A 24,948-nucleotide genomic window follows, 5' to 3' on the forward strand; every position below is an offset into this window, starting at 1 on the left:
CTGGAGACACCCAGGATGACCCATGAACTCTGTTCCGCGCTGCTCCGTGCAGCGCTGGATGCAGCCGAGTGCGGCTGGCACGTCTTCCCCCTCCGCCCGGGCAGCAAGCGCCCGGCCCTGCACGGCGAGGACAACTGTCCCCGCACCGGGCCGTGTGGCGACGGGCACCGCAAGTGGGAGGAGCGCGCCACCACCGAGCCCGACCGCATCCGGCGGGCGTGGGGTGAGCGGCCGTTCAACGTCGGGATCACCACCGGTCCTTCAGGCCTGCTGGTCGTCGACCTCGACATGCCCAAGACGAAGGACAAGAGCAGTACGGACACGCCTAGCGGCGTGACGACCTTCCAAGCGCTCTGCGAGCGCGCCGGGCAGGCCGTCCCCACCACCCGCACCATCCGGACCCCGAGCGGCGGACGCCACCTGTACTTCACCGCCCCCATCGGGGTCCGGCTGACGAACACGGCCAGCACCCTCGCCCCGCTGGTCGACACCCGTGCCTGGGGCGGATACGTCGTCGCCCCCGGCAGCACCCTCCCCCACGGCCCGTACATGGTGGAGGACGACCACCCGCCCGCCCCACTTCCGGAATGGCTGTGCGCCCGCCTGACGCCCTGTCAGTCCTCGCAAGGCCTGAGCACCGCTTCCGTGACGGTGAACGGCTCACGGCGCGCCACAGCGGCCCTGAACGCCGAAACCGCCGCTGTGGCCACCACCACCGAGGGCGGGCGGAACGTGCGTCTGCTGGCGGGCGCTCGGGCGGTGGGGCGGTTCGTCGCATGGGGCGACCTCCCCCGGCACGTGGTGGAGGAGGCGTTTCAGGGAGCGGGGGAGGCGGCGGGACTGCCGCCGGCCGAGTGCCGCGCCACCATCCGCTCCGCCCTGAACTGGTCCATCCGCACCGCCCGGCCCCGGGAGGCAGCGTGACCACCCGCGCCCGCCCCACCCTGAAACGCCTCACCCCCGCCACCACCGGTCAGACGGCCGCCGTACCGGCCGCGCCGACCGGGGCCGTGGGCGGCCGAAAGGGCGTCGCCGAAGGCGTCCCCACTGCTTGTCGTCCTGACCCGCACGGTGACGACGGACGCCGGCCGGTCGCCTGGCTGCACATCACCGCCCCCGGACGCGGGACTGTCCCCTCCGCCCGGTCGTGGTGCCTGTGCGGACGCGACCGCTTCACCACCGGCCACAACCGCGTACTCGCCCTGATCGACGACCACGACCACCACCGCACCCACTGCCCCCGCCGCACGGCCAGCCAGGAAGGACAGGCAGCATGACCCCCACCGCCCGGCCCATCGACGGCGCCGCAGTGCTCGACGAGGTGGAAGCCTTCCATCGTCGGTTCAACGTCTTCCCGACCGAAGCGGCCTACGTCGCCGTGGCCCTGTGGGACGCTCACGCGCACTTGGTGGAGTGCTTCGAGACCACCCCCAGGATCGCGTTCCTGTCACCCGAACCGGGATCGGGCAAGTCCCGGGCGCTAGAGATCGTGGAGCTGCTCACCCCGCGTCCGGTCAGCACGGTCTCGGCATCCGCGAACGCGCTTTACCGACTGGTGGACTCCGCAGCTGGCCTGCCCACCGTGCTGTTCGACGAGGTGGACACCATCTTCGGTCCGAAGGCAGGGGCAGACGAGGCGCTGCGCGGGTTCCTGAACGCCGGGTACCGGCGAATCGGCGGCGCCCTGCGGTGCGTGGGGGAGGGCTCCAACCAGAACGCGCAGGTCTTCGGCTCGTACTGCGCCGTCGCCATGGCGGGGCTCGGCTCGCTCCCGGACACCGTGCTGACCCGCTCCGTCATCGTCCGCATGCGCAAGCGCGCGCCGAACGAGAAGGTGGAGCCCTACCGGCAACGCATCCACGAGAAGCAGGGCCACGCCCTGCGTGACCGGCTCGCCGCATGGGCGGACACGGTCCGGGACCGGGTGGCGGGGGCATGGCCGGAGATGCCGGAGGGGGTGACCGACCGGCCGGCGGACGTGTGGGAACCGCTGCTCGCCGTCGCGGACGCGGCCGGGGGCGACTGGCCGGCGCGTGCACGGGCGGCGTGCCTGGAGCTGATCCACGCCGCCCACGACAACGACGAGGCGTCGTTGGGGGTGCGGCTGCTGACCGACCTGCGTGACCGGGTGTTCCGCGGTGCCGACCGCATGCCCACCGCCGTCATCCTCGAATGTCTGCTCGCCATGGAAGACGCCCCCTGGGGTGACTTGGACGACAAGCCGATCACCTCCCGGACCCTGGCCCGCATGCTCGCCCAATACGTCACCCCCGCGAACAAGCCCATCAAGCCCCGGGGCATCCGCACGCCCTCCGGCTTCCCGAAGGGCTACTACGCGGAGGACCTGACGGACGCGTGGACGCGGTACTGCCCTCCTCCCCCCGGAGAATCCGCCACGTCCGCCACGTCCGCCACACCGCAGGTCATGTGGGGTGAATCCGTGGCGGATGCCGCCACAGGCATCCGCCACACGCCCGCCGGATCCGCCACACAACGCCCCCTCGTCGACAGCTAGGGCCGACTGATCGCCACCGCCGCCACACCACCCGGGTGTGGCGGCGCCCATCCGCCACGCCACCGGTATCCGCCACACATCCGGGTCCCTGACCTGCGGTGTGGCGGCGTGGCGGACGTGGCGGATCTCCCAGGACAGAGAGCCGACCCCGCCACGGGTCGAGGAGGCATGCCCTGATGATCTCCACCCTGCCCACCTCCCACCGTGCCCTGACCGTGCCCGAGGTCATGGCCGCACTCCACCTGAGCCGGTTCAAGGTCTACGACCTGATCCGCACAAAGCAGCTCCCCAGTTTCACGGTCGGTCGCGCCCGGCGAATCCCGGCCGACGCCCTCCACACGTTCATGCAGCATCAGCTTGAGGAGGCCGCCTAATGGCCAAGCGCGCCAACGGCGAAGGAAGTATCACGATCCGGAAGGACGGCACGTACCACGGCCGCGTGTACGTGACGACGACCAGCGGCATCCGCAAGCGGGTCTCCGTCTACGGCAAGACCCGCGACGAGGTGCGCGGAAAGATCACGGACCTCCAGGCCCAGGAGAACCAGGGCATCCCCGTCCCCGACACGAACATGAACCTGGAGGACTACCTCACGTACTGGCTGGCCAAGGTGGTCAAGGTCCACCGGCGGCCCAAGACCTACCAGGGGTACGAGAGCGTGGCCCGGGTGCACCTGGCCCCGGGGCTGGGCCGGAAGAAGATCCGGACGCTGCGGGCCGCCGAGATTCGTACGTGGCTCGCGCGCGTCGCCTCCGAGTGCCAGTGCTGCAAGCACGGGTGGGACAAGGAGCGGCGGGAGCCGGAGTGCTGCGCGGCGGGGGAGTGCTGCAAGTCGCTGCTGTCCCGCCGCATGGTGCAGTCGATTCACGCCGTGCTGCGGAACGCGCTCCAGAACGCCGTACGTGAGGAGCTGATCGTGCGGAACGTCGCGCAGCTCGTCCAGGTCCCCACGCCCACGTACGACACCGGGAAGGGGCTCAGCGTCGCAGACGCTCGCCTCCTCCTCCGTCACTCGGAGGAGGACCGGCTGTACGCGCTCTACGTCCTGGCCCTGGTCATGGGGATGCGGCGGGGCGAGCTGCTGGGGCTCAGGTGGGCCGCCGTACACCTGGACAGGGAGACCCTGATCGTGGAACGAGCGCTCCAGCGGGTCGACGGAGAGCTGGTGCTGGTCCAGCCCAAGACGCTCTCCTCCGTCCGGACGGTCCCGCTTCCGCCGTTCGTGATCAAGGCTCTGGTCGACCACAAGGAGCGGCAGGCTCAGGAACGGGCCGCCGCCGGCATCGAGTGGAAGGAACACGGGTTGGTGTTCACGTCCCGCATCGGGACGCCCCTGGAGCCGGACAACCTCCGGCGGAGCTGGCACCCGCTCCGCAAGCGGCTGGGTCTGGACATCCGCTTCCATGACCTCCGGCACTCGGCCGTGTCCCTGCTGCTGGACCTGGGGGCGCCGCCGCACATCGTCCGGCAGATCGTCGGTCACAGCGACATCGGGGTGACGATGAAGGTCTACGCCCACGCGTCGCTGGACGAGCAGCGGAAGGCGCTGAGGAAGCTCGGAGACGCCCTCTCGTGACCCCGTTGGGGTACCGGTTGGCGTAACCGACACGAGAACACCCCCACCGAAGATCTCCGGTGGGGGTGTTTGCCCTGGTAGGGCGGCGGTGGCTGGGGCCGGGGTCGAACCGGCGACCTTCCGCTTTTCAGGCGGACGCTCGTACCAACTGAGCTACCCAGCCACGTGACCCTTGCGAGCCACAGCGGTCCTGACGGGATTTGAACCCGCGGCCTCCACCTTGACAGGGTGGCGAGCACTCCAAACTGCTCCACAGGACCAAGCAATGCGCGAGCACCAGTCTCGCACACGATGATGCGTGCCCCCAACGGGATTCGAACCCGTGCTACCGCCTTGAAAGGGCGGCGTCCTGGGCCACTAGACGATGAGGGCTAATTGGCCCGCCTGGGCGCTTCGTCAGCGCGTCGGGGACGTGAGAAGCATATGGGATGCGGGGACGGTTCGCCAAAACGGTTACGGGGTGCGCGAGGGGGAGGGGCCGCGGGACGCGGGTGCCGAGGGGGTTCCGGTGGGGCCGGCCGGGGGGCTCTCCTCCGGGACGTGGCGGCTGACCTCGGCCGTCGTCAGGCCCAGGCCGCCGAGCGTGATCTCGTCCCACGCCTGGAGGCGGCGGGTGTCGCGGTCCAGGTAGAGGACGGACGCGTGCACCTTCTCCGGCTCGTCCCGCTCCAGGGCGCGCAGGCCGCCGCCGCCCGTGGAGCCCTCGATCTTGAGGCGGGTGCCGTCCGGCAGGAGCTTGTTCACCCGCCGGTGGACGTGACCCGCCAGCACCAGGGGCACCTCGCCGTCGGTCTGCTCGGCCGCCACCGGGTTGTGCGCCACGGCGATGTCGACCGGCGTGCCCGCGCGCGCCTGCCGGTCCAGGGACGCCGCCAGCCGGGCGCCCGCCGCCCGCTCGGCGTCGTCACCCGCCGGCACCACCGAGCGGTCCGGCGTGAACTGCGGGTCGCCGGTGCCCGCCACCCGCAGGCCGGCGACCGTGACGGCGCGGCCCCCGTCGAGGACGTGGACGTTCCGCAGGCCCTCCAGGTACCGCTGGGTGACCTGCGAGTCGTGGTTGCCGCGCACCCACACGTAGGGCGCGCCGAGGTCGCTGATCGGGTCCAGGAAACCGTTCTCGGCGGCGGTGCCGTGGTCCATGGTGTCGCCCGAGTCGATGATCACGTCGATCCGGTACTGCTCGACGAGCGAGCGGACGATCTCCCACGCGGCGGGGTTGAGGTGGATGTCCGACACGTGCAGGACCCGCATCGTCCCCGGGTCGGGCTGGTAGGTCGGCAGCGTGGAGGCGGCGTCGTACAGCTTCGTCACATTGGTGACCAGCCGGGCCAGTTCCTTCTGGTAGACGTCGAACTCACTCACGATCGAGCGGGCGTTGCCGACGACCGAGGGGGCGGAGGACAGCAGCCCGGAGAACCTGGGCTCCAGCACCGACTTCGGGTTCCACGTGGCGTACGCCGACACCCCCGCCGCCCCCAGCAACGCCAGCGCCAGCCCGCCGGCCGCGAGGGCGCGGCGCGGGCGGCGGTAGACGGCGAGCCCGAGGGCGGTGGCACCCGAGACGACCGCCACGCAGGAGCGCCAGGCCAGCTCCGTGGTGCCGTCGGCGACGTCCCGGGTGATCTCGTCCTGGAGGCCGGTGATCCGCTCGGGGTGCTCCACCAGCGCCTGGGACCGCACCGGGTCGAGCTGGTCGACGTCCACGTCGAGACGGATCGGCGCGGTGTGCGAGTCGAGCTCCAGCGCGCCCAGCGGCGACACGTTGATCTTCGTCCCGCCGTGCAGGGAGGGCCGCAGGGTCATGCTCGTGTCCACCGGCCCCACCGGCGTACGCACGCTGCCGACGATCAGCAGGCCGAGCCACGCGCCGAACAGCACCACGACGACGAGACCGAAGGCTCGTGCATACGGGTGAGGGGTGTGGACCAGGCTGAAGGTGGGGGCGGTGCGACGGGAGCGGTAGTGGCGCAGCAGGCGGGCGTAGGTGGTGCTGAGGGCAGCTCGGGCGGCCATGGGCGGCGTATGCCCATGCGAACGGGTCACTATGCCCGGCCATCCGGGACAATGGCGGCGTGCTGGAGATGACACGCGAGGAGTTCGAGGAACTGGTCGCCGAGGCGCTGGACAGGATCCCGCCGGAGCTGACGCGGCTGATGGACAACGTCGCGGTGTTCGTGGAGGACGAGCCGCCCTCGGACGATCCGGAGCTGCTGGGTCTCTACGAGGGGACCCCGCTGACCGACCGGGGCGAGTGGTACGCGGGCGTCCTGCCCGACCGGATCACCATCTACCGCGGGCCGACGCTGCGGATGTGCGAGTCGCGCGAGGACGTGGTCGCCGAGACGGAGGTGACCGTCGTGCACGAGATCGCCCACCACTTCGGGATCGACGACGAGCGGCTGCACGAGCTGGGCTACGGCTGACGGGGACGCGGCTGACGGGGACGCGGCCGCGCCCGATGCCGGGGCGGGCGGGCGTGTCCCTTGCGGGGCTTGGGGAGTTGGGCAGGGAAACCCCCGTCCCGCACCCCCGGAGGTGCCCTCGTGCGCCATTTGCCCGCCCCCGTCCGATGGGCCGTCACCGCGCTGGCGGTCGCGGCCTCCGCAGGCTCCGTCAGCGGCTGCATGAGCGTCTCCGACGCGGGCGGGAAGCCGGGCCCCGCCAGGTCGGCCGGCCCGTCGGGAGTGGAGGCGGCCGAGCCGGACGGCGTCGCCGACGCGCCCGGCGGCCGGCACGACGTACGGACCGGGCACGGCGCGGAGGGCGAGGCGGGCGCACCCGGCGAGGAGGCCGGGGCGTCGCCGGAACCGAGTGGCGCGCCCGGCCCCGCGACGCCGTCCGCCGCCCCCTCGGGCAAGCCGTCGGCGGACGCCAAGCCCGGTGCGCGGCCCGCGAGGCCGCCCGCCCCCTCGCCGAGCGACGGTGCGGCCGGTGGCGCGGCCGGCGGCGGGGGCGGCGGGGCCACGCCGAGCCAGCCGCCGGTGCCTCCGGAGACCACCCCGCCGCCGGAGCCGACGCCCCCGTCGACGCCGCCCGCCGAGCCGAGCCCCGACCCCTCGGACCCCCCGTCCGCCTCCCCGGCCGCCGACACCCGTACGCAGTCGCTCCGGGCCCCCGACGGGTACGGGTTCGCGGAGCCGGTGGCCTCCCCCCAGGTGGCCCCGGCGTGAGCGGGAGTGGTTGCCGGGGGGTGCCCTGGTGGGGTTCCCAGGGGGCGACCCGGGGTGGCGGTCCCTGTGGGGCGACCCGGAGTGGCGTGAGGTGGACGTCACAGCCGGGTCGGGGTGGGGCGGTTTGCGCTGAGTGGGGGAGAGTGCGTATGGTGGTAGATCGTTTGATCCCATGTTCCCCTTTGCCCGGCGCCACTACCGAGAGCGCCGCGTGTGGCGCGTACTCTCCCTTGCCGTGGCTGACCGCATCGAGGCGGTCGAAATGCGATACACGGAGTTGACGGGCGCGTGCCGAGACTCCGGAAGGTTTCGCATTTCGCATGTCCATTTTCAGTCCTGACCACGCCGTCATGCCCGAGAACGCCGAGTTCGACGAGAACACCGTCGACGGCGCCATCGAGGCCACCGACGCCCCCGAGGCCGCAGACGTCACCGACGCCCCCGAGCAGCAGTCGGCGGACGAGCCGCAGGTCACCTTCGGCGACCTGGGCCTCCCCGAGGGCATCGTCCGCAAGCTCGCTCAGAACGGCGTGACCACCCCCTTCCCGATCCAGGCCGCGACCATCCCGGACGCCCTGGCCGGCAAGGACATCCTCGGCCGCGGCCGCACCGGCTCCGGCAAGACCCTCTCCTTCGGTCTGCCGCTGCTCGCCACCCTGGCCGGCGGCCACACCGACAAGAAGAAGCCCCGCGGCGTCATCCTCACCCCGACCCGTGAGCTCGCCATGCAGGTCGCGGACGCCCTCCAGCCGTACGGCGACGTCCTCGGCCTCAAGATGAAGGTCGTCTGCGGCGGTACGTCGATGGGCAACCAGATCTACGCCCTGGAGCGCGGCGTCGACATCCTCGTCGCCACCCCGGGCCGGCTGCGCGACATCATCAACCGCGGCGCCTGCTCGCTCGAGGCCGTGAAGATCGCCGTCCTCGACGAGGCCGACCAGATGGCCGACCTGGGCTTCATGCCCGAGGTCACCGAGCTGCTCGACCAGATCCCCGAGGGCGGCCAGCGCCTCCTGTTCTCCGCCACGCTGGAGAACGAGATCGACAGCCTCGTCAAGCGCTACCTGGTCAACCCGGTCACGCACGAGGTCGACCCGTCCGCCGGTGCCGTCACGACGATGACCCACCACGTCCTGGTCGTGAAGCCCAAGGACAAGGCGCCGGTCACCGCCGCGATCGCCGCGCGCAAGGGCCGCACCATCATCTTCGTCCGCACCCAGCTGGGCGCCGACCGCATCGCCGAGCAGCTGCAGGACACCGGCGTGAAGGCCGACGCCCTGCACGGCGGCATGACGCAGGGCGCCCGCACCCGCGTCCTGGAGGACTTCAAGAAGGGCTACGTCAACGCGCTCGTCGCCACCGACGTCGCCGCGCGCGGCATCCACGTCGACGGCATCGACCTCGTCCTGAACGTGGACCCGGCCGGCGACCACAAGGACTACCTGCACCGTTCGGGCCGTACCGCCCGGGCCGGCAAGTCCGGCGTGGTCGTGTCGCTGGCGCTGCCGCACCAGCGCCGCCAGATCTTCCGGCTCATGGAGGACGCGGGCGTCGACGCCACGCGCCACATCGTGGGCGGCGCCGGGGCGTTCGACCCGGAGGTCGCCGAGATCACCGGCGCCCGGTCGCTGACCGAGGTGCAGGCCGACTCCGCGAACAACTCGGCCAAGCAGGCCGAGCGCGAGGTCGCCGACCTCACCAAGCAGCTGGAGCGGCTCCAGCGCCGGGCCGTGGAGCTCCGCGAGGAGGCCGACCGCCTGGTCGCCCGTGCCGCCCGTGAGCGGGGCGACGACCCGGAGGTCGCGGTCGCCGAGGTGACGGAGGCCGCCGAGGCCGAGGTCCAGGCCGCGGTCGCGTCCGTGCCGGCCCAGTCGCCGCGTGAGTCCCGGGACTTCCGTGACTCCCGTGACGAGCGTTCGTCCTCGTACGAGCGTCAGGACCGCCGCGACGACCGGGGCAACTACGCGCGCCGCGACCGCGACGACCGGGGCAACTACCCGCGCCGCGACCGCGACGACCGGGGCGGCCGCTCCTTCGAGCGCCGTGACCGCGACGACCGTCCGTCGGGCGGCTTCCGCCGCGACAACGAGCGTCGTGACAACGACCGCCGTGACAACGACCGTGGCGGCTTCCGCCGGGACGACCGCCGGGACAACGACCGTGGCGGCTTCCGTCGTGACAACGACCGTCCGTCCGGTGGCTTCCGCCGCGACAACGACCGTCCCTCCGGTGGCTTCCGCCGCGACGACCGGCCCTCGGGCGGGTTCCGCCGCGACGACCGCCGGGACAACGACCGCGGTGGGTTCCGTCGCGACGACCGCCCCGCCGGCGGCCACCGCGGCAGCGACCGTCCGTTCAACCGTGACCGCCGCGACGACCGTCCCGCGGGCGGTGGCTTCCGCTCCGGCGGCCACGAGCGCCCCTACGGCCGCCGTGACGACCACCGCGGCGGCTCGAACTCCGGCTCCTCCTTCGGGCGCCGTGACGACAAGCCGCGCTGGAAGCGCAACGGCTGACGCGCACCCCGCGCGCACGCACTGACCAGGGCCCGTATCTCGAACAGAGATACGGGCCCTGCCCTGTTACGATCCGCTTCACTCGCAGTGGGGGGCGTGTCCGGGGGGTCCGGGGGGATCTTCGTGCCGGCACATCGTGCGTTCAGGCGGCTCCCCGCGCACTTCTGCACTTCCCTGGGGAGGACCTGAGTGCCTCGCACTCTCGCACGCCATTCCGTCGCCGCCGTCGCGGCGTTGACGCTCGTCTCCGTGGTCGGGCCGCAGGCCCCGGCCGCGGTCGCCGACGACGCGCCCGGCGTAGTCTTCGGCGCCACCGCGTCCGCCCACCCGCGGACCGTGATCCCGCTCGTCGCCGGCCCGACCGGTTACCTGCGCTACGAAGAGGGCCGCGGCCACTTCTGGAGCACGTACACCGGTACGACGACGCCCGTGTACAACGCTGCCGAGGGCCCCGAGGGCGGCGCCACGTACGGCGCCGGTTCCGACGTCATCGCCGCGCTGGGGACCGGAGCGTCGAGCGCGGGCCGGGTCCGCCTCTTCGACCCCGCCGTGGGGACCAACGAGTACGTCGAACTGCCCTCCGGACACCGGTACGTCGGTACGTACGGCTCCACCGTGGTGACGTACACGCAGGCCGACGGCGCCGCCGAGCCCGAGTGGCACACGCACCGGACCGGCGGGGACGCCGTGCGGAGCACCACGGTGACCGGCTGGCCGGCGGGCGCCGTGCGCCCGGTCGCGATCGACACCGCGGACGCCGACGGGCTGGTGGCCTCCACCCGTGAGGCCGGCGTGGCCCGCCCGGTCTGGATCGGCGGCGGGCAGGTCCGTCAGCTCGCCCGCACCGCGACCGCCGCGACCGCCGGCACCGCCCTCACGCCGGACCACGTCGTGGAGTGGACCGCCGACGGCAAGGTCGCGTTCTACGCCAAGAGCGGCGGCACGGCCGGAGCCGCGCTGACGCGGACCCGGGTCGCGGACCTCCCGTACCGGGACGGCGACAAGCTCCTCGGCGTCATCGGCGACCACGCGTTCGTCGCACGCCGGTCGGGCCTCGGCGGATCGGCTCCCTTCCGCGTCGAGAGCGTGCCGCTGGCCGGCGGGACCGCGACGACCGTCCTCCCGTACGCGCGCGCCCACGCGGCGGCCACGCCCGACGGCACGCGGCTGCTGCTGGTCGGCGGGAACAGCGCCGACGCGCTCGGCGTCCAGCTGGCCGGGGTCACCGGCTCCGCGGCCACGGTCCGCGAGCTGACGGCCGTCACGCCCGTGACGTCGCTGCCCCGGTCCTTCGCCTTCGCGGGCGGCCGTCTCCACTCGCTGGAGCGGATGCCCGACCAGAGCAACGCCTTCCGCACCCGGACCGTTTCGGTGACCGGTCCGCTGGCCGCCGGCGCCACGGACGACCGCGGCACCCTCGGCCTGGACCTGGCCGACTGCACCGACGTGACCGGCTGCCCGGAGATCCGGGCCACCGACGACGGCGGCCTGCTGATCACCCCGGACTCCCATCACGGGCAGCACCCGCTGCTGGTGCGGCCCGGCGCCACCACCGCCACGGCGGTGACCGCGGGCCTCGCCTCCCTGGCACCGCGGGACGTCTCGGGCCGCCACCTCGCCGCCACCGGGGAGCGCGCCGACGGCACGTCCACGGGCCTGATCACGGTCGACCTCGAGACCGGCCGGCAACTGGCGTCGTTCCCCGGCGTCAACGCGGACAACATCGACCTGTACGGGGACACCGTGTGGGCCGCCGGCGAGGTCGCCGGCACCGTGAAGGGCTACGACGCCAGGACGGGCACCCTGAAGCGGACCGTCAACCTGGGCAGCGGCTGCAAGGCCGAGTCCATCAAGGTGACCGCGCACTGGCTCGGCTGGGACTGCGCGGGCTCCACCCCCAGGGGCGGCGTCTTCGACCTCGACACGAACGTCAACCACCCGTACGCGGAGCCGGTCTCCGAACTCGGTGACGGGTACGTCGTGTGGGGCAACGGCAACGACGTGAAGGTCACCGACGTCCGGGGCGCCCAGCCCGTGCACGTCGCCACCCACAAGGTGGCCGAGGACGGGGAGCGGCACTACAAGTACGCGGTCGACGCCTCGACCGGCCGGATCGCCCTCACCGCGACCACCGACGGCGACATCCGCGTCGTCGACGCCGGTGTGCCCGCGTCGCCGCTCGCCCGCACCGACGCCGACGTCCCGGCCGCGCACGACGTGCGGAGCGGCGGCGCGCCCTGGAAGGCCCGCTGGTGGCTGTCCAAGCCCGCCGCCTCGTGGGAACTCACGATCAAGGACACCGCCTCCGGTGCCGTACGCCGCACCCTGACGGGCGGCGAGGCGCGGGGCCCGGTCGGCGCTGCCTGGGACGGCAAGGACGCGACCGGGAAGACCGTCGCCGACGGCCCGTACACCTGGTCGCTGACGGTGCTTCCGGCCGACGGGCAGGGCGCCGCGCTCACGCAGTCCGGCACGGTCACCGTGTCGGGTGCCGGCACCACGCCCACGGCCGTACGGCGCGACCACAACGGTGACGGCGTCGGCGACCTCATGTCCCTGAGCTCGGCCGGCGCCCTCGCCTTCCGCTACGGCTCGGGCACCGGCACGCTCGCGGGCGCGGCCACCGGCAGCGGCTGGTCCACCTCCGCGGTGGCGGTGCCGTTCGGCGACCTGAGCCGCGACGGCTGCAACGACGTCCTGGTGCGGCTCGGCGGCGAACTGCGCGCGTACCGCCCCGCCTGCGGCAAGCCGCTCACGACGGCGACCCCGTACACGTCCCTGGGCAGCGTCTGGGCCCAGTTCAACGTCCTGACCTCGCCCGGCGACCTCACCGGCGACGGACGGGCGGACCTGGTCGCGCGCCAGACGACCACCGGGGACATGTACCTGTACGCGGACGACGGCGCCGGCAAGCTGAAGGCGCGCGGCCGCATCGCCACCAACTGGAAGTCGTACCGCGCGGTGTTCGGAGCCGGCGACCTGAACGGCGACGGCCTCGGCGAGCTGCTCGCGGTCGACTCCGCCAACTCGCTGTGGCGCTACGACGGCACCGCGTCCGGCACGCCCAAGGCCCGCGCCCTGGTCTTCGCCAACAACTGGGGCACCGGCCGCAACGCCTTCATCGGCGCCGGCGACCTCAACAAGGACGGCAAGGCGGACCTGATCTCCCGCAACGCCGCCGGTGACCTCCTGCGCAACAACGGTAACGGCGCCGGGTCGTTCGCCTCCACGGCGAAGATCGGCACGGGCTGGCAGGGATACAAGGGGCTGTTCTAGCGGCATGGGGGGCCTCCGCCATGGCCGCCCGGACCTGCCAGGTCCCGCCCGGCCCGGCGGCCCGCCCCGTACGACGCCCCGAGGCGCCCGTTCACCCGATACCCGATCGGATGCCGGGCGCCTTGGGGCTATGCTCAGGGGTGACTCGTCGAGGGCCGTTAGCTCAATTGGCAGAGCAGCGGACTTTTAATCCGTTGGTTGTGGGTTCGAGTCCCACACGGCCTACGCGAGGGGACCCAGGTCGGCCACCGTGCCACCTGGGTCCTTGTCTTTTCTCCCTCTCTTACTCGGCTGCGGCGGCCCGGCCGGGGCGCAACTGCGGCTTACCGGTACCCGCTTGCGGCGGGCTTTCACAGCGGCCGGTCGTGTCCGGCTCCCTCGCCCCAGGGGCTGAGCCCGGCATCCGGGCGGCGTCAGGACTGCCGGGACACGGCAGTGCGGGCGGACCCGCCCTGCTGGCAGGGTAGGACGGCGGGGGCCATGACCACGGCAGGGATGCCGGTCCCCGGAAAGCGGCCCTGCCGCGCCGGGTACGTCAGGGGGATGACCATGGCCGGGTTCCTGCACGCCACCGTCACCTTCCCCGCCGTGCTGTTCACCGCGGCGCTGGTGGTCGTCGCCGGCTTCTGGCTGCTGGTGCTGGTGGGCGGCGCGGACCGCGACAGTTTCGACGGGGACGTGAACGCCGACGCCCTCCGCCTCGGCGGGGTGCCCGTCTCCGTGTCGGCGTCGCTGCTGGTCGCCGTCGCCTGGCTCCTCGCCGTCACCGGCTCCCTCGCCCTGTCCGTCACCGGGTGGCCCGCCGCGCTGTGCCACCTGCTCGACGCCGTCCTGCTGTTCGTCGCGCTGCTCGGATCATGGGCGCTGATGAGTGCCTTCGTACGCCTCCTGACCAGGGACGCGGGCAGTGGCGCGGGGGGTCCGCCGGGTATGGGTTAGGGATCGTGCTCCTGATGGCGTAGTGTGGTGTTCACCGACGCGGGGTGGAGCAGCTCGGTAGCTCGCTGGGCTCATAACCCAGAGGTCGCAGGTTCAAATCCTGTCCCCGCTACTGAAGACGAAGGCCTGGTGCATTGCGCATCGGGCCTTCGTTCGTTTCCGGATCCCGCACCACGAGTCGCGGCGGCCGGTGTCACCCGGTCGGCGGACGGCGGGTCGTCGCGCGGCGCGGCTCCGGCCGGCCTGGACGCGGCGCGGTACCGTCCGCAGCCGTGGGTGGACCGGGCAGGAGTTCAGAGGTGGGGCGACGCGCGGGCGACCGCCGCCGGGGCGAGCGGCGTCAGGGCGACCGGCGTCAGGGCGAGCGGCGTCAGGGCGAGCGGCGTACCGGAGCCGGGCGTCCGGGAGTGCGGGGTTTCGTGCGCGCGCTGCCGGCGCTGCTGGTCGTGGGCGGTGTGGCGTACGACATGCTGACCCCGTCCCGTTTCACCGCCGTACCGCTGTTCGCCGCCGCCCCGCTCGTGGCGGCGCCGCTCTTCGCTGCGGTGACGACCCTGCTGTCGGGTCTCTTCGCCGTCCTGGCGATGGTGGGCCTGCACCTGGGCAGCGGCACGCTGGGCGAGGCGCAGACCCTCACCGAGATCTTCACCGTGGTGGTGGTCGCGGCGCTCGCGCTGCTGATCAACCGGGTCGTCCGGCGCAGCGGTGAGCGGCTGGCGTCGGCGCGGGTGATCGCCGAGACCGCGCAGCGCGCTGTGCTGCCGACGCCCCCGGAGCGGATCGCGGGCCTTCAGGTGGCGGCGCGGTACGAGGCGGCGCAGGCGGACGCGTTCATCGGCGGCGACCTGTTCGCCGTGCAGGACACGCCGTACGGGGTGCGGTTGGTGGTCGGGGACGTACGCGGCAAGGGCATGGGGGCGGTCGAGGCCGTGGCGGTGGTCATCGGGGCGTTCCGGGAGGCGGCCGAGCAGGAGAGCTCGCTGGAGGGCGTGGCGCAGCGGCTGGAACGCGCGCTGGCGCGGGAGGGGACGCGGCGGGACGGCCTGGACGCCTTCGAGGGGTTCACCACGGCGGTGCTGGCGGAGATCCCGCGCGGGGAGGCCGTGGTGCGGGTGGTGGACCGGGGGCACCCGGAGCCGCTGATGCTGTACGCGGACGGGGGCGCCGAGCTGCTGGAGCAGGCCGAGCCGACGCTGCCGCTGGGCATGGCCGACCTCGGTACGTGGCCGGACCGGGCGTACGAGGTGCCGTACCCGGCCGGCGCGACGCTGCTCCTCTACACGGACGGGCTCTCCGAGGCGCGGGACGCGGAGGGGGTCTTCTACGATCCGGTCGCGCGGCTGGCCGGGCGGCTCTTCCCGGGCCCCGACGCGGTGCTGGACGCGCTGGTGACCGACGTGTGGCGGCACACGGGCGGCGGGGCGACCGACGACCTGGCGCTGCTGGCGGTGACGCGGCCGACGGCGGGGCAGCCGGAACGGCGCCGGACGATCCCGGTGGTGCCGTAGGAGTTCCGCTTCCGCCGCCACGGTGTGTAGTCGGCGGATGCCACTGCGCATAACAGTTGACGCACCGTCAGGACCAGAGTGCATGGTGAACATTCCTGATGCGCGGTCAAGTCGCCCGCTTCTGCCCGGTTGTGAGGCGGTACATCCCAGGCGGATCCGGTTAATGATCAGTAGGAACAGCTTGGAATCCGGAGCCCGCGTCTATTAACGTTCGATAACGCAGCGCGGTCGTCCCAGCCGTCGCCAGAGACGGCACCGCGCGCGTGCGCCGAATTCCGCAAGGGAACCGGGGAACCACCACCTTGGGGTGAATCGGACGCCTTCGCACCCGTGCGGAGGGGCCCGTAGGAGACCTTCCTGCTCCGAACCCGTCAGCTAACCCGGTAGGCGAGAAGGAAGGAAAGGAGTGCGCCTCCGTGGCGTCCAACAGGCCTGCCCCCGAAGCTCCGTCCCGCTCGATCGGGTCGTTCGACTCTTCGAGTGTCCCGGACGCGGCACCTCTAAACGGGGAGTGGGAGGAATGGAACCCCACCGAGGAGAGCGTCCGCCCCGTCCGCGGCCGGCACCGCGTGGCCAAGCAGCGCGGCGGACTGGCCCGTAGCTCCACCGTCCTCGGTGTCGGAGTCATCGCGGCGGTCGGCGCGGGCGGCATGGCCACCGCCCAGGACAAGCCGGCGGTGTCCATATCCCTGCCGGACGTCGTCACCGACAACCTCCCGGACGTCGAGTCCCTGCCCGGCATCGGATCCCTGGTCTCCGACGACTCCGACTCCGGCTCCGGCGAAGGCGGCACCGCGGACAGCGGTGTCGCGACCGCCTCCCTCACCGGCACTCCCGCCGCCGACGCCGCCGGACAGCAGAGCGGCGGCGCGGACGCGGGCGAGGCCCTGCGCGCCCGCATCCTCCAGCAGGCCGAGCAGCAGCAGGCGTCCGCCGACGCCGAGGCGAAGGCGGCCGCCGAGACGGCCGCCGCCGAGCAGGCCGCGGCCGAGGCGAAGGCACAGGCCACCGCCGCGGAGAAGCAGGCCGCCGAGGAGAAGGCCAAGGCGGAGGCGGCGGCGAAGGCCGAGGCCGCCGCCGAGGCGAAGGCGGCGGAGGAGAAGCGGCAGGCCGAGCAGGCCGGCAGCTGGTCCCTGCCCACCTCGTCGTACACGATCACCTCCACCTACGGCCAGGCCGGCAACATGTGGTCCTCCGGCTACCACACCGGACTCGACCTCGCCGCGCCCACGGGCACGCCCGCCAAGGCCGTCCACGGCGGCACGGTCAAGTCGGCCGGCTGGTCCGGCTCGTACGGATACCGCATCGTCCTGGAGCTGGAGGACGGCACCGAGGTCTGGTACTGCCACCTCTCCTCGATGACCGTCGGCGCCGGGCAGAAGGTCGGCACCGGCGAGACCATCGGCCGCGTCGGCGCCACGGGCAACGTCACCGGGCCGCACCTGCACCTGGAGGTGCACACCGCGGGCGGCGAGGGCATCGACCCGCTGGCCTGGCTGCGCGGCAAGGGCCTCACCGTCTGACCATCCGCCCGGGACACACCAGACCCCGGCAGTCCCGGCGCCACACCCCCCGACGCCGGGGCTGCCGGTGCGTTCACCCCCGCCCTCCGGGCGGGCGGACGCCGGCGCGCCCTACGACCGGTACGGGTTGTAGCCGCCGCCGTAGTTGAGGTACGGCGGCGGCGTCCACACCCGGCCGGTGACCTGGGCGGCGTACGTCAGCGCCGGCCCCGCTATCTCCTTGCGCTGCCACAGGTGGTGCAGCAGCTCCTGCTCGCGCGCCGTGAAGTCCGGCCCCACGGCGCCCCGGCGGGCCCGGTGGCGCAGGAACGCCAGCGAGGTCGCGAACGTCTCGTACTCGCCGACCGCGCGGGCCGCCGCGGGACCGAAGCAGCGCGCCGCGTACCCACGGGCCAGCCCGCGCGCCCGCATCGACGAGAGCGCGAGCGGCTCGGCGGGCGTGAGCCAGCCCGCCGCCGCGTACGCCGGGAGCTCGCCGGATATCGTGCGCAGCTCGCGCTGGCGCGACCAGATCGCCAGCCACGTCAGCAGCCCGAACGCGGGCACCATGCACGCCCCGTACACGGCGTAGAAGCCCCACGGCCCGTACGCCGCCGAGCCGTTCCACAGCGCGTGCATGCCCATCGCCAGGACCAGCCCGAGCAGCGGCAGCGCGACCCTGCGCACCCGCCTGCGGCGCGCGGTGAGGGCGGCGACGCCGAAGCCTATGCCGGTGAGCACCGTGAACAGCGGGTGGGCGAACGGCGACATCACGATCCGTACGAAGAACGTGGCGGCCGTGACCGACGCCAACCCCGACGTCCCGAACTGCTGGTCCTCGCCGAAGGCGTTGCCGAGGTACAGGATGTTCTCGGTGAAGGCGAAACCGGTCGCGGTGAACCCGGCGATGACCACGCCGTCGACGATCCCGGTGAAGTCCCGTCTGCGGAACAGGAAGACGAGCAGCACGGCGGCGGCCTTGGCGCTCTCCTCGACGACCGGTGCGACGACGGTCGCGCCGAGCGTGTCGGCGGACGCCGGATCGGCGGTGGCGGTGGCTATCCAGCGGGTCGCGAAGGTGTTGGCGACGATCGCGACCAGCGCGGCGGCACAGGCCCCCCACGCGAACGCGAACAGCAGGTTCCTCCACGGGCCCGGCTCGACCCGGTCCAGCCAGCGGAACGCCGCCATGAGGAGCGGGACGGGCAGCAGCGCCAGGCCCAGCCCGACGAGGAAGCCCTCGGTGCCGGTCTGTTCCCGCACCAGCGCGAGGATCACCAGCCCGCACAGGGCGAGCACGATGACGACCGCGGAGGCCTGCACCACCTTGCTGCGCCAGAGGGCGCGGCGGGGCTTGTAGCGCCAGCGGGCACGCTCCGGCACGGCGTCGAACGACGGCTGTGGTTCGTACGCCGGGACGGCCGGATACGGCGACTGGGCATGCGCAGACGAATGGGACACGCGATCGACCCTAACGACCGCCACGGACAGTCGGCGACGGCATCGCCCCGGTGCGCGGGGCGTCACACCCGCACGCGCGGGCGCCCTCCACCCGCCGTCACACGCGCCGGAAGAGGAGGTCGTGCACCACGTGCCCATTGTCCAGGCCCTGCCCCTCGAAGCGGGTGAGCGGCCGGAAGCCGGGGCGCGGGGCGTAGCCGCCGTCGGGCACGGTGTTCTCGAACGCGGGGTGCGCGGTCAGCACCTCCAGCATCTGCTCCGCGTACGGCTCCCAGTCCGTGGCGCAGTGCAGGACGGCGCCGGGCCGCATCCGGGTCGCCACCAGGCCCAGGAACTCGGGCTGGATCAGCCGGCGCTTGTGGTGCCGCTTCTTGGGCCAGGGGTCGGGGAAGTACACGCGTACGCCGTCGAGGGCGTCGGGGGCGAGCATCTCGCGCAGCAGGATGATCGCGTCGCCGTTGGCCACGCGGACGTTGCTCAGGCCGGCCTTCTCGGCGAGGGAGAGCAGGTTGCCCTGGCCTGGGGTGTGCACGTCGACGGCGAGGATGCCGGTCGACGGGTCGTCGGCGGCCATCTGCGCGGTGGCCTCACCCATGCCGAACCCGATCTCCAGGACGACCGGGAGCCCGCCGAACATTGCCCCCAGGTCGAGGACGCGCTGCCCGTCGATGTCCAGGCCCCAGGTGCCCCACAGCCGCCGCAGCGCGTCGCCCTGCCCGGGCGTGACCCGGCTGCGCCGGGGCTGGAAGCTGCGGATCCGCCGCTCGAAGTGCGATCCGGCGGGGTCGGGCGCGGGCCCCTCGGGGAAGCGGGGCTCACCCTTGGGACGGTGGGGGACTGCGGTTTCACGGGGCTCAGACACAATGCCCCGATTCTACGGCGCCGCCGTGGCGCACCGTGCCGGGCCGTCCGGGTCAGCCCAGGTGCGCCAGGGCCCGCCGGGCGATCTCGCGGCCGATGGGGAGGGACGCGGTCGCGGCCGGGGACGGGGCGTTCAGCACATGGACCGTCCGGGGGGCCTCGCGGATCAGGAAGTCGTCCACGAGCGTGCCGTCCCGGAGGACCGCCTGCGCGCGGACGCCCGCGGGCGCGCGGCGCAGGTCCCCCGGTTCCACCGCCGGGAGCAGCCGCCGCACCGCCTCGGTGAACGCGCGCTTGGACACCGACCGGTGCAGCTCCCCCGCCCCGTACCGCCAGTGGCGGCGGGCCATCCGCCAGGAACCGGGCCACGCCAGCGTCCCGGCCAGCTCTCCGGGCCGGACGACCGACCAGCCGTACCCCTCGCGGCCGAGCGCCGGGACCGCGTTCGGTCCCACGTGGACACCGCCGTCGATGCCCCGTGTCAGGTGCACCCCCAGGAACGGGAACGCCGGGTCCGGCACCGGATACACCAGGCCGCGCACCAGCTCCGGGCGGGCCAGCTCGAAGTACTCGCCCCGGAACGGCACGATCCGCATGCCCGGGTCGTCGCCCGCGAGGCGCGCCACCCGGTCGCAGTGGAGGCCCGCGCAGTTCACCAGGACCCGGCCCCGGACGACCGCCCCGCCGGACGTTTGTACGGCCACCCCCCAGGGGCGCCGGTCGACGGCGGTGACCTCCGCCCCGTACCGGATCCGGGCGCCGGACGACTCCGCGAGCTGCGCGGCCACCGCCCCGTAGTCGCACACCCCGGTCGTGCCCACGTGGATCGCGGCCAGGCCCCGCACCCGCGGCTCGTACTCGGTGATCTGGGCGGGGCCCAGCTCCCGCACCGGGATGCCGTTCTCCCGGCCGCGCTGGACCAGGGCGTGCAGCCGGGGCAGCTCGGCCCGCTCGGTCGCGACGATCAGCTTGCCCGTGACCTCGTGGGGCAGCCCGTACTCCGCGCAGAACTTCACCATCTCCGCGGCGCCCCGCACCGCGTACCGCGCCTTCAGCGAGCCGGGCCGGTAGTAGACACCGCTGTGGATCACTCCGCTGTTGCGCCCGGTCTGGTGGCGTGCCGGGCCCCGCTCCTTCTCCAGGACCACCACCCGCGTCCCGGGGGCGGCGCGCGTGATCGCGTATGCCGTCGACAGCCCGACAATGCCGCCGCCGATCACGAGCACGTCGCAGTCGACCCGCCCGAAACCCTCACCGCCGTACCCGGACACCTGTGCCACCTCCCACCCCAGATAGTGCACTGGCCCACTGACAATGCCCCTAAACATGCCTCGCACGGGGCGCGACGTGGCGGGGGACACGGTGGGACACGGCTCACGCCGGGGTCATCAGCAGCGGGCGGGCCCGCTCCCGCAGCTCCGCCACCCGGGGCTCGTCCCCGTACGGCTCCAGCCGGTGCAGCAGGTCCCGCACGTACTCGGTCGTGCGCGCCGACGAGATCCGCCCGGCCACCTCCACCGCGCGCGTACCGGCCGCGCAGGCGGCGTCCAGATTGCCCGACTCCAGTTCGGCGACGGCGCTCACGACCAGCCGTAAACCGTGCGAGCGGACGAACTCCTCCGTCGGCCGCGACAGGGCCTGCTCGGTGAAGCGGCGCACCTGCCGCGGCGCCTTCAGGTCCCGGTAGCACTCGGCGGCGTCCGCGCAGAACCGGTCGTACGAGTAGAAGCCCAGCCAGGTCGGGTCCGGGTCGCCCTCCCGGGAACGCTCCAGCCACCCCTCCGCCGCCCGCAGCGCCGCCCCGGCCGCGGCCGCGTCCCCCGCCTTGGCGTGCGCCCGCGCCTCGACCAGCCGGAAGAAGGACATGGTCCGCGCGGTGGCCAGGCCCCGGTTGCGCTCCAGCGCCGCCTGCGCCAGGTCGACGCCCTCGTCGGCGAAGCCGCGATAGGTGGCCTGGAGGGACATCGACGCCAGCACGTACCCGCCGAGCGGCACGTCCGCGGCGGCCCGCGCGAGGCGCAGTGCCTGGATGTAGTAGCGCTGGGCGGCCTCCTGCTGGCCCGTGTCGAAGGCCATCCAGCCCGCCAGCCGGGTCAGCTCCGCGGTCGCCCCGAACAGCGCCCGGCCGACCTCGTCCGAGTACGAGCCGAGCAGCAGCGGCGCCGCGTCCACCCGCAGGCACTCGGGCACCATCGACGAACGCCAGTCGCCGCCACCGTACTTGGAGTCCCAGCGCCGCGCGTCCTCCGCCGCCTCGCGCAGCTTGGCCACATCGCTGTGCCCCACCCGTACCGCCGCGCCACCCTCGTCCGCGGTGCCGTCCGGCGCCGCCGGAACCGACCGCTCCACCGACGAGTCGGCCGGGGTTATCAGCCAGCGGGAGGCGGGCGTCGCGTACGCGCTGACCGCGAACGACCCGGCCAGCGACTGCCAGATGCCGCCACCGCCGGCCCGGCGCCCGGCCAGGTCCAGCCGGTACAGCTCGGTCGCCGACCGCACCGCCTCGCCCACGTCGCGCGGGAAGGCCAGCCCCACCTCGGGCGCCGGGTCGGCGTCGGCGAGGCCGATCTCGTGCAGCGGGACCGGGCGGCCCAGCTTCTGCCCGATCGCGGCCGCGATCAGGTGCGGTGCGGCGCCCTGCGGCACCATGCCCTTCGACACCCACCTGGCGACCGACGTCTTGTCGTACCGAAGGGTCAGACCGCGCTGCGCTCCGAGGTCGTTGACCCGCCGGGCCAGGCCGGCGTTGCTGATTCCCGCGAGGGCGAGAACGGTGCCGAGCTTCTCGTTCGGCCCGCGTTGCTCCCTGGACATGCGCCACCCCTCGACCCAGACGGCCGCCGCGACGCCAGGCATAGGCGCGCGGCATTCGTAAACCCAGCGTAGTTCGCCGCATCCCCACCGTTAAGGGGCGGTGTTCCGTATGGCGAGATTGTTGTGCGTACGGGTGGTCGTGCGGCCGTTCGCCGCCCGGCGGGTGCGCGGGCGCTGCGCGGCGGGGTCGCGGAGGCGTCGGCGGCTCGCGTACGGCCGGCGCACGCCCCGCGCCGGGCCGTCGCGCCCTCGTCGTGCTCCCGGTGTGTGGCCGTGCGCCTGTCCGTGCGCTCTGGCTCGTGGAGCGGGGGAGCGCTTCCATGGGTGCTGCGTGGGTCGGCCCGCCGTACTGGAAGCGGCGGGCTGGGGGACACCGCCGCCTTCAATCCCCGCGGGTGGCGGACCGGTCCGGGAGGCGGACAGCGCCTCCCGGACCGACGCTTGTGGGTAACTCTGTACGCAATTGTACGGTTGGGGTGTCCGGCGAGATTGGCTGAATGATGCCCGTCGTCCGGCCGGTCGAACCACCCCCTCCGCGGCCAAGTGGCCAATGCCAGGGGCGCGTTCCCATTTTCACGGGGCGCGGCACGTAGCCCCTCCTGTGCGCCGTTGTCGTGGCAGCATGTCTCCATCAGGAGTGCTGAGTTGTCCACAGCCTGTGGAGGCGGCGATGCGGTGGCTGGTGGGGTGGAGCAGTGTCGCCGCGCGTTTCGGCACGGGCTTCGCCAGTGCGGGATCCGTCGGGAACGATGACGAGAACCGCACGGTGCACCCCGTCGGCGCCCAGCTCCTGTGGGGCGACCCCGATCCGCTGTGGGCGGTCGGGGACTGGCGCCCCGACGAGATCCGCGTCGTCACCGTCGACCCCCCGCCCGGACCCTCCGGCGGCGCCCCCGCCACCCGCCTCGCCGTCCTCGGCTGCTGCGCTGCCGACGACGACCAGCTGAGGCTCGGACTGCTCGCCGCCCGCGGCGGGGCCATGCGCCACCTCACCGCCTGGCCGGGCAGCTACACCGCCGTCGTCCAGGTCGGCCGCCGCGTCATCGTCACCGGCGACCTCGCCGGCGCCCGGCCCGTCTTCCACACCCCGTGGGCGGGCGGCACCGCGTACGCCACCGCCGCCCTCCCCCTCGCCGACCTCATCGAGGCCCAGCTCGACATCGGCCACCTCGCCGCCCTCCTCGCCTGCCCGGAAACCCCGGAGGCGCTGCGCGACTCGACCCCCTACGCCGGCGTCCGGCGCGTACCGCCCGGCCACGCACTCGTGCTGCGCGAGGGCTCGCGCGAGATCACCGGGTACGAACCGGTCGCCTCCCTCGCCGTCGCCGCGCCCCAGATCGACCCGGACCGGGCGGTCGACGGCGTCCGCGACGCGCTCGTCGAAGCGGTACGGGCCCGGCTCACCGCCCCCCGGCACGCCCCCGAGACGCTGCCGCCCGACCCCGGCCCCGTCCCCGGCATGGGCCCCGCCGAACGGCGCGCCGCACGCGGGGCGCCCGCCCCCGGCATCGGCGCCGACCTGTCCGGCGGCAGCGCCTCCGGCACCCTCGCCCTGCTCGCCGCGGGCCTGCCCGGCGTACCCGGCACCATCCTCGGACACGGCACCGGCGCCGGCGAACGGCTGCTCGCCGTCACCTTCAACGACCTGTCCACCGGCGGCCGGGAAGCCGACGCGGAACGGGCCCGCGCCCGCGCCATCGCCGAGAACCCGCGCCTGCACCACGTCGTCGTCGCCGCCTCCGACGAGGCCCTTCCGTACGCCGAACTCGAAGGCCCCCTCACCGACGAACCCGGCCCCTCCCTGGTGGCCGCCGAACGGCACCGCCGGCGCCTCGCGGCGGGCAGCGCCGACCACTTCACCGGGCACGGCGCACGCCAGGTGCTCGACGCCCACCCCGCGCGCCTGGCCGACCTGCTGATGGACCGCAGACGCCGCCACCTGCTGCGCCCGGTCACCGCGCTCGCCAAGGCCAGCGGCCCGGCCGCCGGTTCGCTGCTCGTCCCGCTCACCGTCTACCGGGCGGCCCGCAAACTCGCCCGTACGCCCTACCGCGCCGGTCTGGAATCGGCCGCCGACGGGCTCCTCGCGGCCAACCGGTCGGCGCCCTCCACGAACGGCCCGCTCTCCGCCTCCCTCGCCGCCCTCGCCTGGTCCCGCCCCGGCCCCGCCGCCCGCTGGCTCACCGGCGAGGCCCTCGCTGAAGTATCGGTTCGCCTCAACCAGGCCGCGACCAGGCCGACTTCGGTCCAGCGCCCCGGCGAGGCCCGCGCCCGGGCCGCCCTGGCACGCTACGCGGCGGACCAGCGCATCCTGGAGCAGGCCGCCGAGATCCGCAGCCAGCGCCTCCACTCGCCCTTCCTCGACAACCAGGTCGTACGCGCCTGCCGCGACCTGCCCGAATCGCTGCGCGTCCAGCCCGGCGCCCGCGCCGCGATCCTCCGCACCGTCCTCGCCGGCGCGGGCATCCACGACCTGCCGCCCGGCTGGGGCACCACCTCCCACGCCCCGGCCGCCGCAGCCCACCGCGCGGGCCTGCGCGCCGCCCTGCCCCAGCTGATGGCCCTCTTCGACGCGCCGCTCCTCGCCGACGCGGGCCTCATCGAGGCCCGTGTCGTACGCAAGGCCCTGCGCGCCGCCACCGAGGGCGAGCCCGTCCCCCTGGACGGCCTGGCCGACCTGGTCTCCACCGAACTGTGGCTGCGCCGCCTCCTCGCCCGCCGCGGCACCTGCTGGACGGGCACGGCCGCCCCCCGCCGCCGCGCCGTGGCCGCGGGCGTCCCGAGGCGCCCCACGCTCCGGTCGTAGGGCG

The 24,948-nt window shown here is 73.7% G+C and carries 18 protein-coding genes, 5 tRNA genes and 1 riboswitch; of the genes, 15 read left to right on the plus strand and 8 right to left on the minus strand.

All coding sequences use genetic code 11. The features are described 5' to 3' along the window. The first annotated feature begins 15 nt into the window (after positions 1 to 15). The 5 genes from EIZ62_RS17070 (at position 16) to EIZ62_RS17090 (ending at position 4,091) form a co-directional block, all read left to right on the plus strand. Positions 16 to 924 carry a bifunctional DNA primase/polymerase gene (locus EIZ62_RS17070; RefSeq protein WP_156693519.1) on the plus strand — a complete coding sequence of 303 codons (909 nt, stop codon included), beginning with the start codon at positions 16 to 18 and terminating at the stop codon, positions 922 to 924. Then, positions 921 to 1,277: a hypothetical protein gene (locus EIZ62_RS17075; protein ID WP_156693520.1), complete on the plus strand. Its 357-nt coding sequence runs from the start codon at positions 921 to 923 to the stop codon at positions 1,275 to 1,277. The genes EIZ62_RS17070 and EIZ62_RS17075 overlap by 4 nt, the downstream gene beginning before the upstream one ends. Further along, positions 1,274 to 2,515, plus strand: coding sequence for a DUF3631 domain-containing protein (locus EIZ62_RS17080; RefSeq protein ID WP_156693521.1), 1,242 nt, complete (start codon positions 1,274 to 1,276; stop codon positions 2,513 to 2,515). Before EIZ62_RS17075 ends, EIZ62_RS17080 begins: the two co-directional genes overlap by 4 nt. Before the next feature lie 176 nt (positions 2,516 to 2,691). After that, on the plus strand, positions 2,692 to 2,889 hold the full coding sequence (locus tag EIZ62_RS17085; RefSeq protein ID WP_156693522.1) for a helix-turn-helix domain-containing protein: 198 nt from the start codon (positions 2,692 to 2,694) through the stop codon (positions 2,887 to 2,889). Next, positions 2,889 to 4,091 (plus strand): site-specific integrase, encoded by a 1,203-nt coding sequence (locus EIZ62_RS17090; protein ID WP_156693523.1) that lies wholly within the window; start codon positions 2,889 to 2,891, stop codon positions 4,089 to 4,091. The genes EIZ62_RS17085 and EIZ62_RS17090 overlap by 1 nt, the downstream gene beginning before the upstream one ends. Before the next feature lie 89 nt (positions 4,092 to 4,180). Here EIZ62_RS17090 and EIZ62_RS17095 read toward each other — a convergent pair. The 4 genes from EIZ62_RS17095 to EIZ62_RS17110 all read right to left on the minus strand — a co-directional run bounded on the left by EIZ62_RS17095 (position 4,181) and on the right by EIZ62_RS17110 (position 6,104). Continuing rightward, positions 4,181 to 4,254: transfer RNA gene (locus EIZ62_RS17095), tRNA-Phe, on the minus strand. 22 nt (positions 4,255 to 4,276) lie between these two features. Next, positions 4,277 to 4,351 (minus strand) — tRNA-Asp (locus tag EIZ62_RS17100). Positions 4,352 to 4,390: 39 nt separating this feature from the next. Continuing rightward, positions 4,391 to 4,463 (minus strand) — tRNA-Glu (locus EIZ62_RS17105). Between the two features lie 81 nt (positions 4,464 to 4,544). Further along, a complete protein-coding gene (locus EIZ62_RS17110) occupies positions 4,545 to 6,104 on the minus strand; it encodes a metallophosphoesterase family protein (protein WP_156693524.1) in 1,560 nt (519 codons plus the stop codon). Between the two features lie 59 nt (positions 6,105 to 6,163). Between EIZ62_RS17110 and EIZ62_RS17115 the strand changes: the two genes are divergently transcribed. The 9 genes from EIZ62_RS17115 to EIZ62_RS17160 all read left to right on the plus strand — a co-directional run bounded on the left by EIZ62_RS17115 (position 6,164) and on the right by EIZ62_RS17160 (position 17,023). Then, the gene (locus EIZ62_RS17115) at positions 6,164 to 6,514 is read left to right on the plus strand and encodes a metallopeptidase family protein (protein WP_208827953.1); all 351 of its coding nucleotides are present in this window, start codon (positions 6,164 to 6,166) and stop codon (positions 6,512 to 6,514) included. Positions 6,515 to 6,634: 120 nt separating this feature from the next. Continuing rightward, positions 6,635 to 7,261: a hypothetical protein gene (locus EIZ62_RS17120; protein ID WP_156693525.1), complete on the plus strand. Its 627-nt coding sequence runs from the start codon at positions 6,635 to 6,637 to the stop codon at positions 7,259 to 7,261. Between the two features lie 320 nt (positions 7,262 to 7,581). Then, positions 7,582 to 9,777, plus strand: coding sequence for a DEAD/DEAH box helicase (locus EIZ62_RS17125; RefSeq protein ID WP_156693526.1), 2,196 nt, complete (start codon positions 7,582 to 7,584; stop codon positions 9,775 to 9,777). 189 nt (positions 9,778 to 9,966) lie between these two features. Further along, positions 9,967 to 13,053: an FG-GAP-like repeat-containing protein gene (locus EIZ62_RS17130; protein ID WP_156693527.1), complete on the plus strand. Its 3,087-nt coding sequence runs from the start codon at positions 9,967 to 9,969 to the stop codon at positions 13,051 to 13,053. A gap of 152 nt (positions 13,054 to 13,205) precedes the next feature. After that, positions 13,206 to 13,278 (plus strand) — tRNA-Lys (locus tag EIZ62_RS17135). Between the two features lie 255 nt (positions 13,279 to 13,533). After that, positions 13,534 to 13,992 (plus strand): hypothetical protein, encoded by a 459-nt coding sequence (locus tag EIZ62_RS17140; protein ID WP_156693528.1) that lies wholly within the window; start codon positions 13,534 to 13,536, stop codon positions 13,990 to 13,992. Between the two features lie 38 nt (positions 13,993 to 14,030). Then, positions 14,031 to 14,104 (plus strand) — tRNA-Met (locus tag EIZ62_RS17145). Positions 14,105 to 14,291: 187 nt separating this feature from the next. After that, entirely contained in the window at positions 14,292 to 15,500 is a 1,209-nt protein-coding gene (locus EIZ62_RS17155) for a PP2C family protein-serine/threonine phosphatase (protein WP_425281825.1), read from the plus strand. A gap of 256 nt (positions 15,501 to 15,756) precedes the next feature. Next, positions 15,757 to 15,905: riboswitch (cyclic di-AMP (ydaO/yuaA leader) on the plus strand. 11 nt (positions 15,906 to 15,916) lie between these two features. Further along, positions 15,917 to 17,023 (plus strand): M23 family metallopeptidase, encoded by a 1,107-nt coding sequence (locus EIZ62_RS17160; protein ID WP_156693529.1) that lies wholly within the window; start codon positions 15,917 to 15,919, stop codon positions 17,021 to 17,023. 111 nt (positions 17,024 to 17,134) lie between these two features. On the opposite strand, the gene EIZ62_RS17165 is transcribed toward EIZ62_RS17160, so the two are convergent. The 4 genes from EIZ62_RS17165 to EIZ62_RS17180 all read right to left on the minus strand — a co-directional run bounded on the left by EIZ62_RS17165 (position 17,135) and on the right by EIZ62_RS17180 (position 22,138). Then, positions 17,135 to 18,463 (minus strand): PrsW family intramembrane metalloprotease, encoded by a 1,329-nt coding sequence (locus EIZ62_RS17165; protein ID WP_208827955.1) that lies wholly within the window; start codon positions 18,461 to 18,463, stop codon positions 17,135 to 17,137. 97 nt (positions 18,464 to 18,560) lie between these two features. After that, positions 18,561 to 19,325: a tRNA (guanosine(46)-N7)-methyltransferase TrmB gene (trmB, locus tag EIZ62_RS17170; RefSeq protein ID WP_244375749.1), complete on the minus strand. Its 765-nt coding sequence runs from the start codon at positions 19,323 to 19,325 to the stop codon at positions 18,561 to 18,563. Positions 19,326 to 19,377: 52 nt separating this feature from the next. After that, entirely contained in the window at positions 19,378 to 20,652 is a 1,275-nt protein-coding gene (gene lhgO, locus EIZ62_RS17175; protein ID WP_156693532.1) for an L-2-hydroxyglutarate oxidase, read from the minus strand. A 46-nt stretch (positions 20,653 to 20,698) separates the two neighbouring features. Beyond that, positions 20,699 to 22,138 carry an NsdA family TPR-like regulatory protein gene (locus EIZ62_RS17180; RefSeq protein WP_208827957.1) on the minus strand — a complete coding sequence of 480 codons (1,440 nt, stop codon included), beginning with the start codon at positions 22,136 to 22,138 and terminating at the stop codon, positions 20,699 to 20,701. Between the two features lie 670 nt (positions 22,139 to 22,808). Here EIZ62_RS17180 and EIZ62_RS17185 point away from each other — a divergent pair. Further along, positions 22,809 to 24,944 (plus strand): asparagine synthase-related protein, encoded by a 2,136-nt coding sequence (locus EIZ62_RS17185; protein ID WP_156693534.1) that lies wholly within the window; start codon positions 22,809 to 22,811, stop codon positions 24,942 to 24,944. The last annotated feature ends 4 nt before the right edge of the window (positions 24,945 to 24,948 follow it).

Source organism: Streptomyces ficellus, from assembly GCF_009739905.1.
GTDB lineage: Bacteria > Actinomycetota > Actinomycetes > Streptomycetales > Streptomycetaceae > Streptomyces > Streptomyces ficellus_A.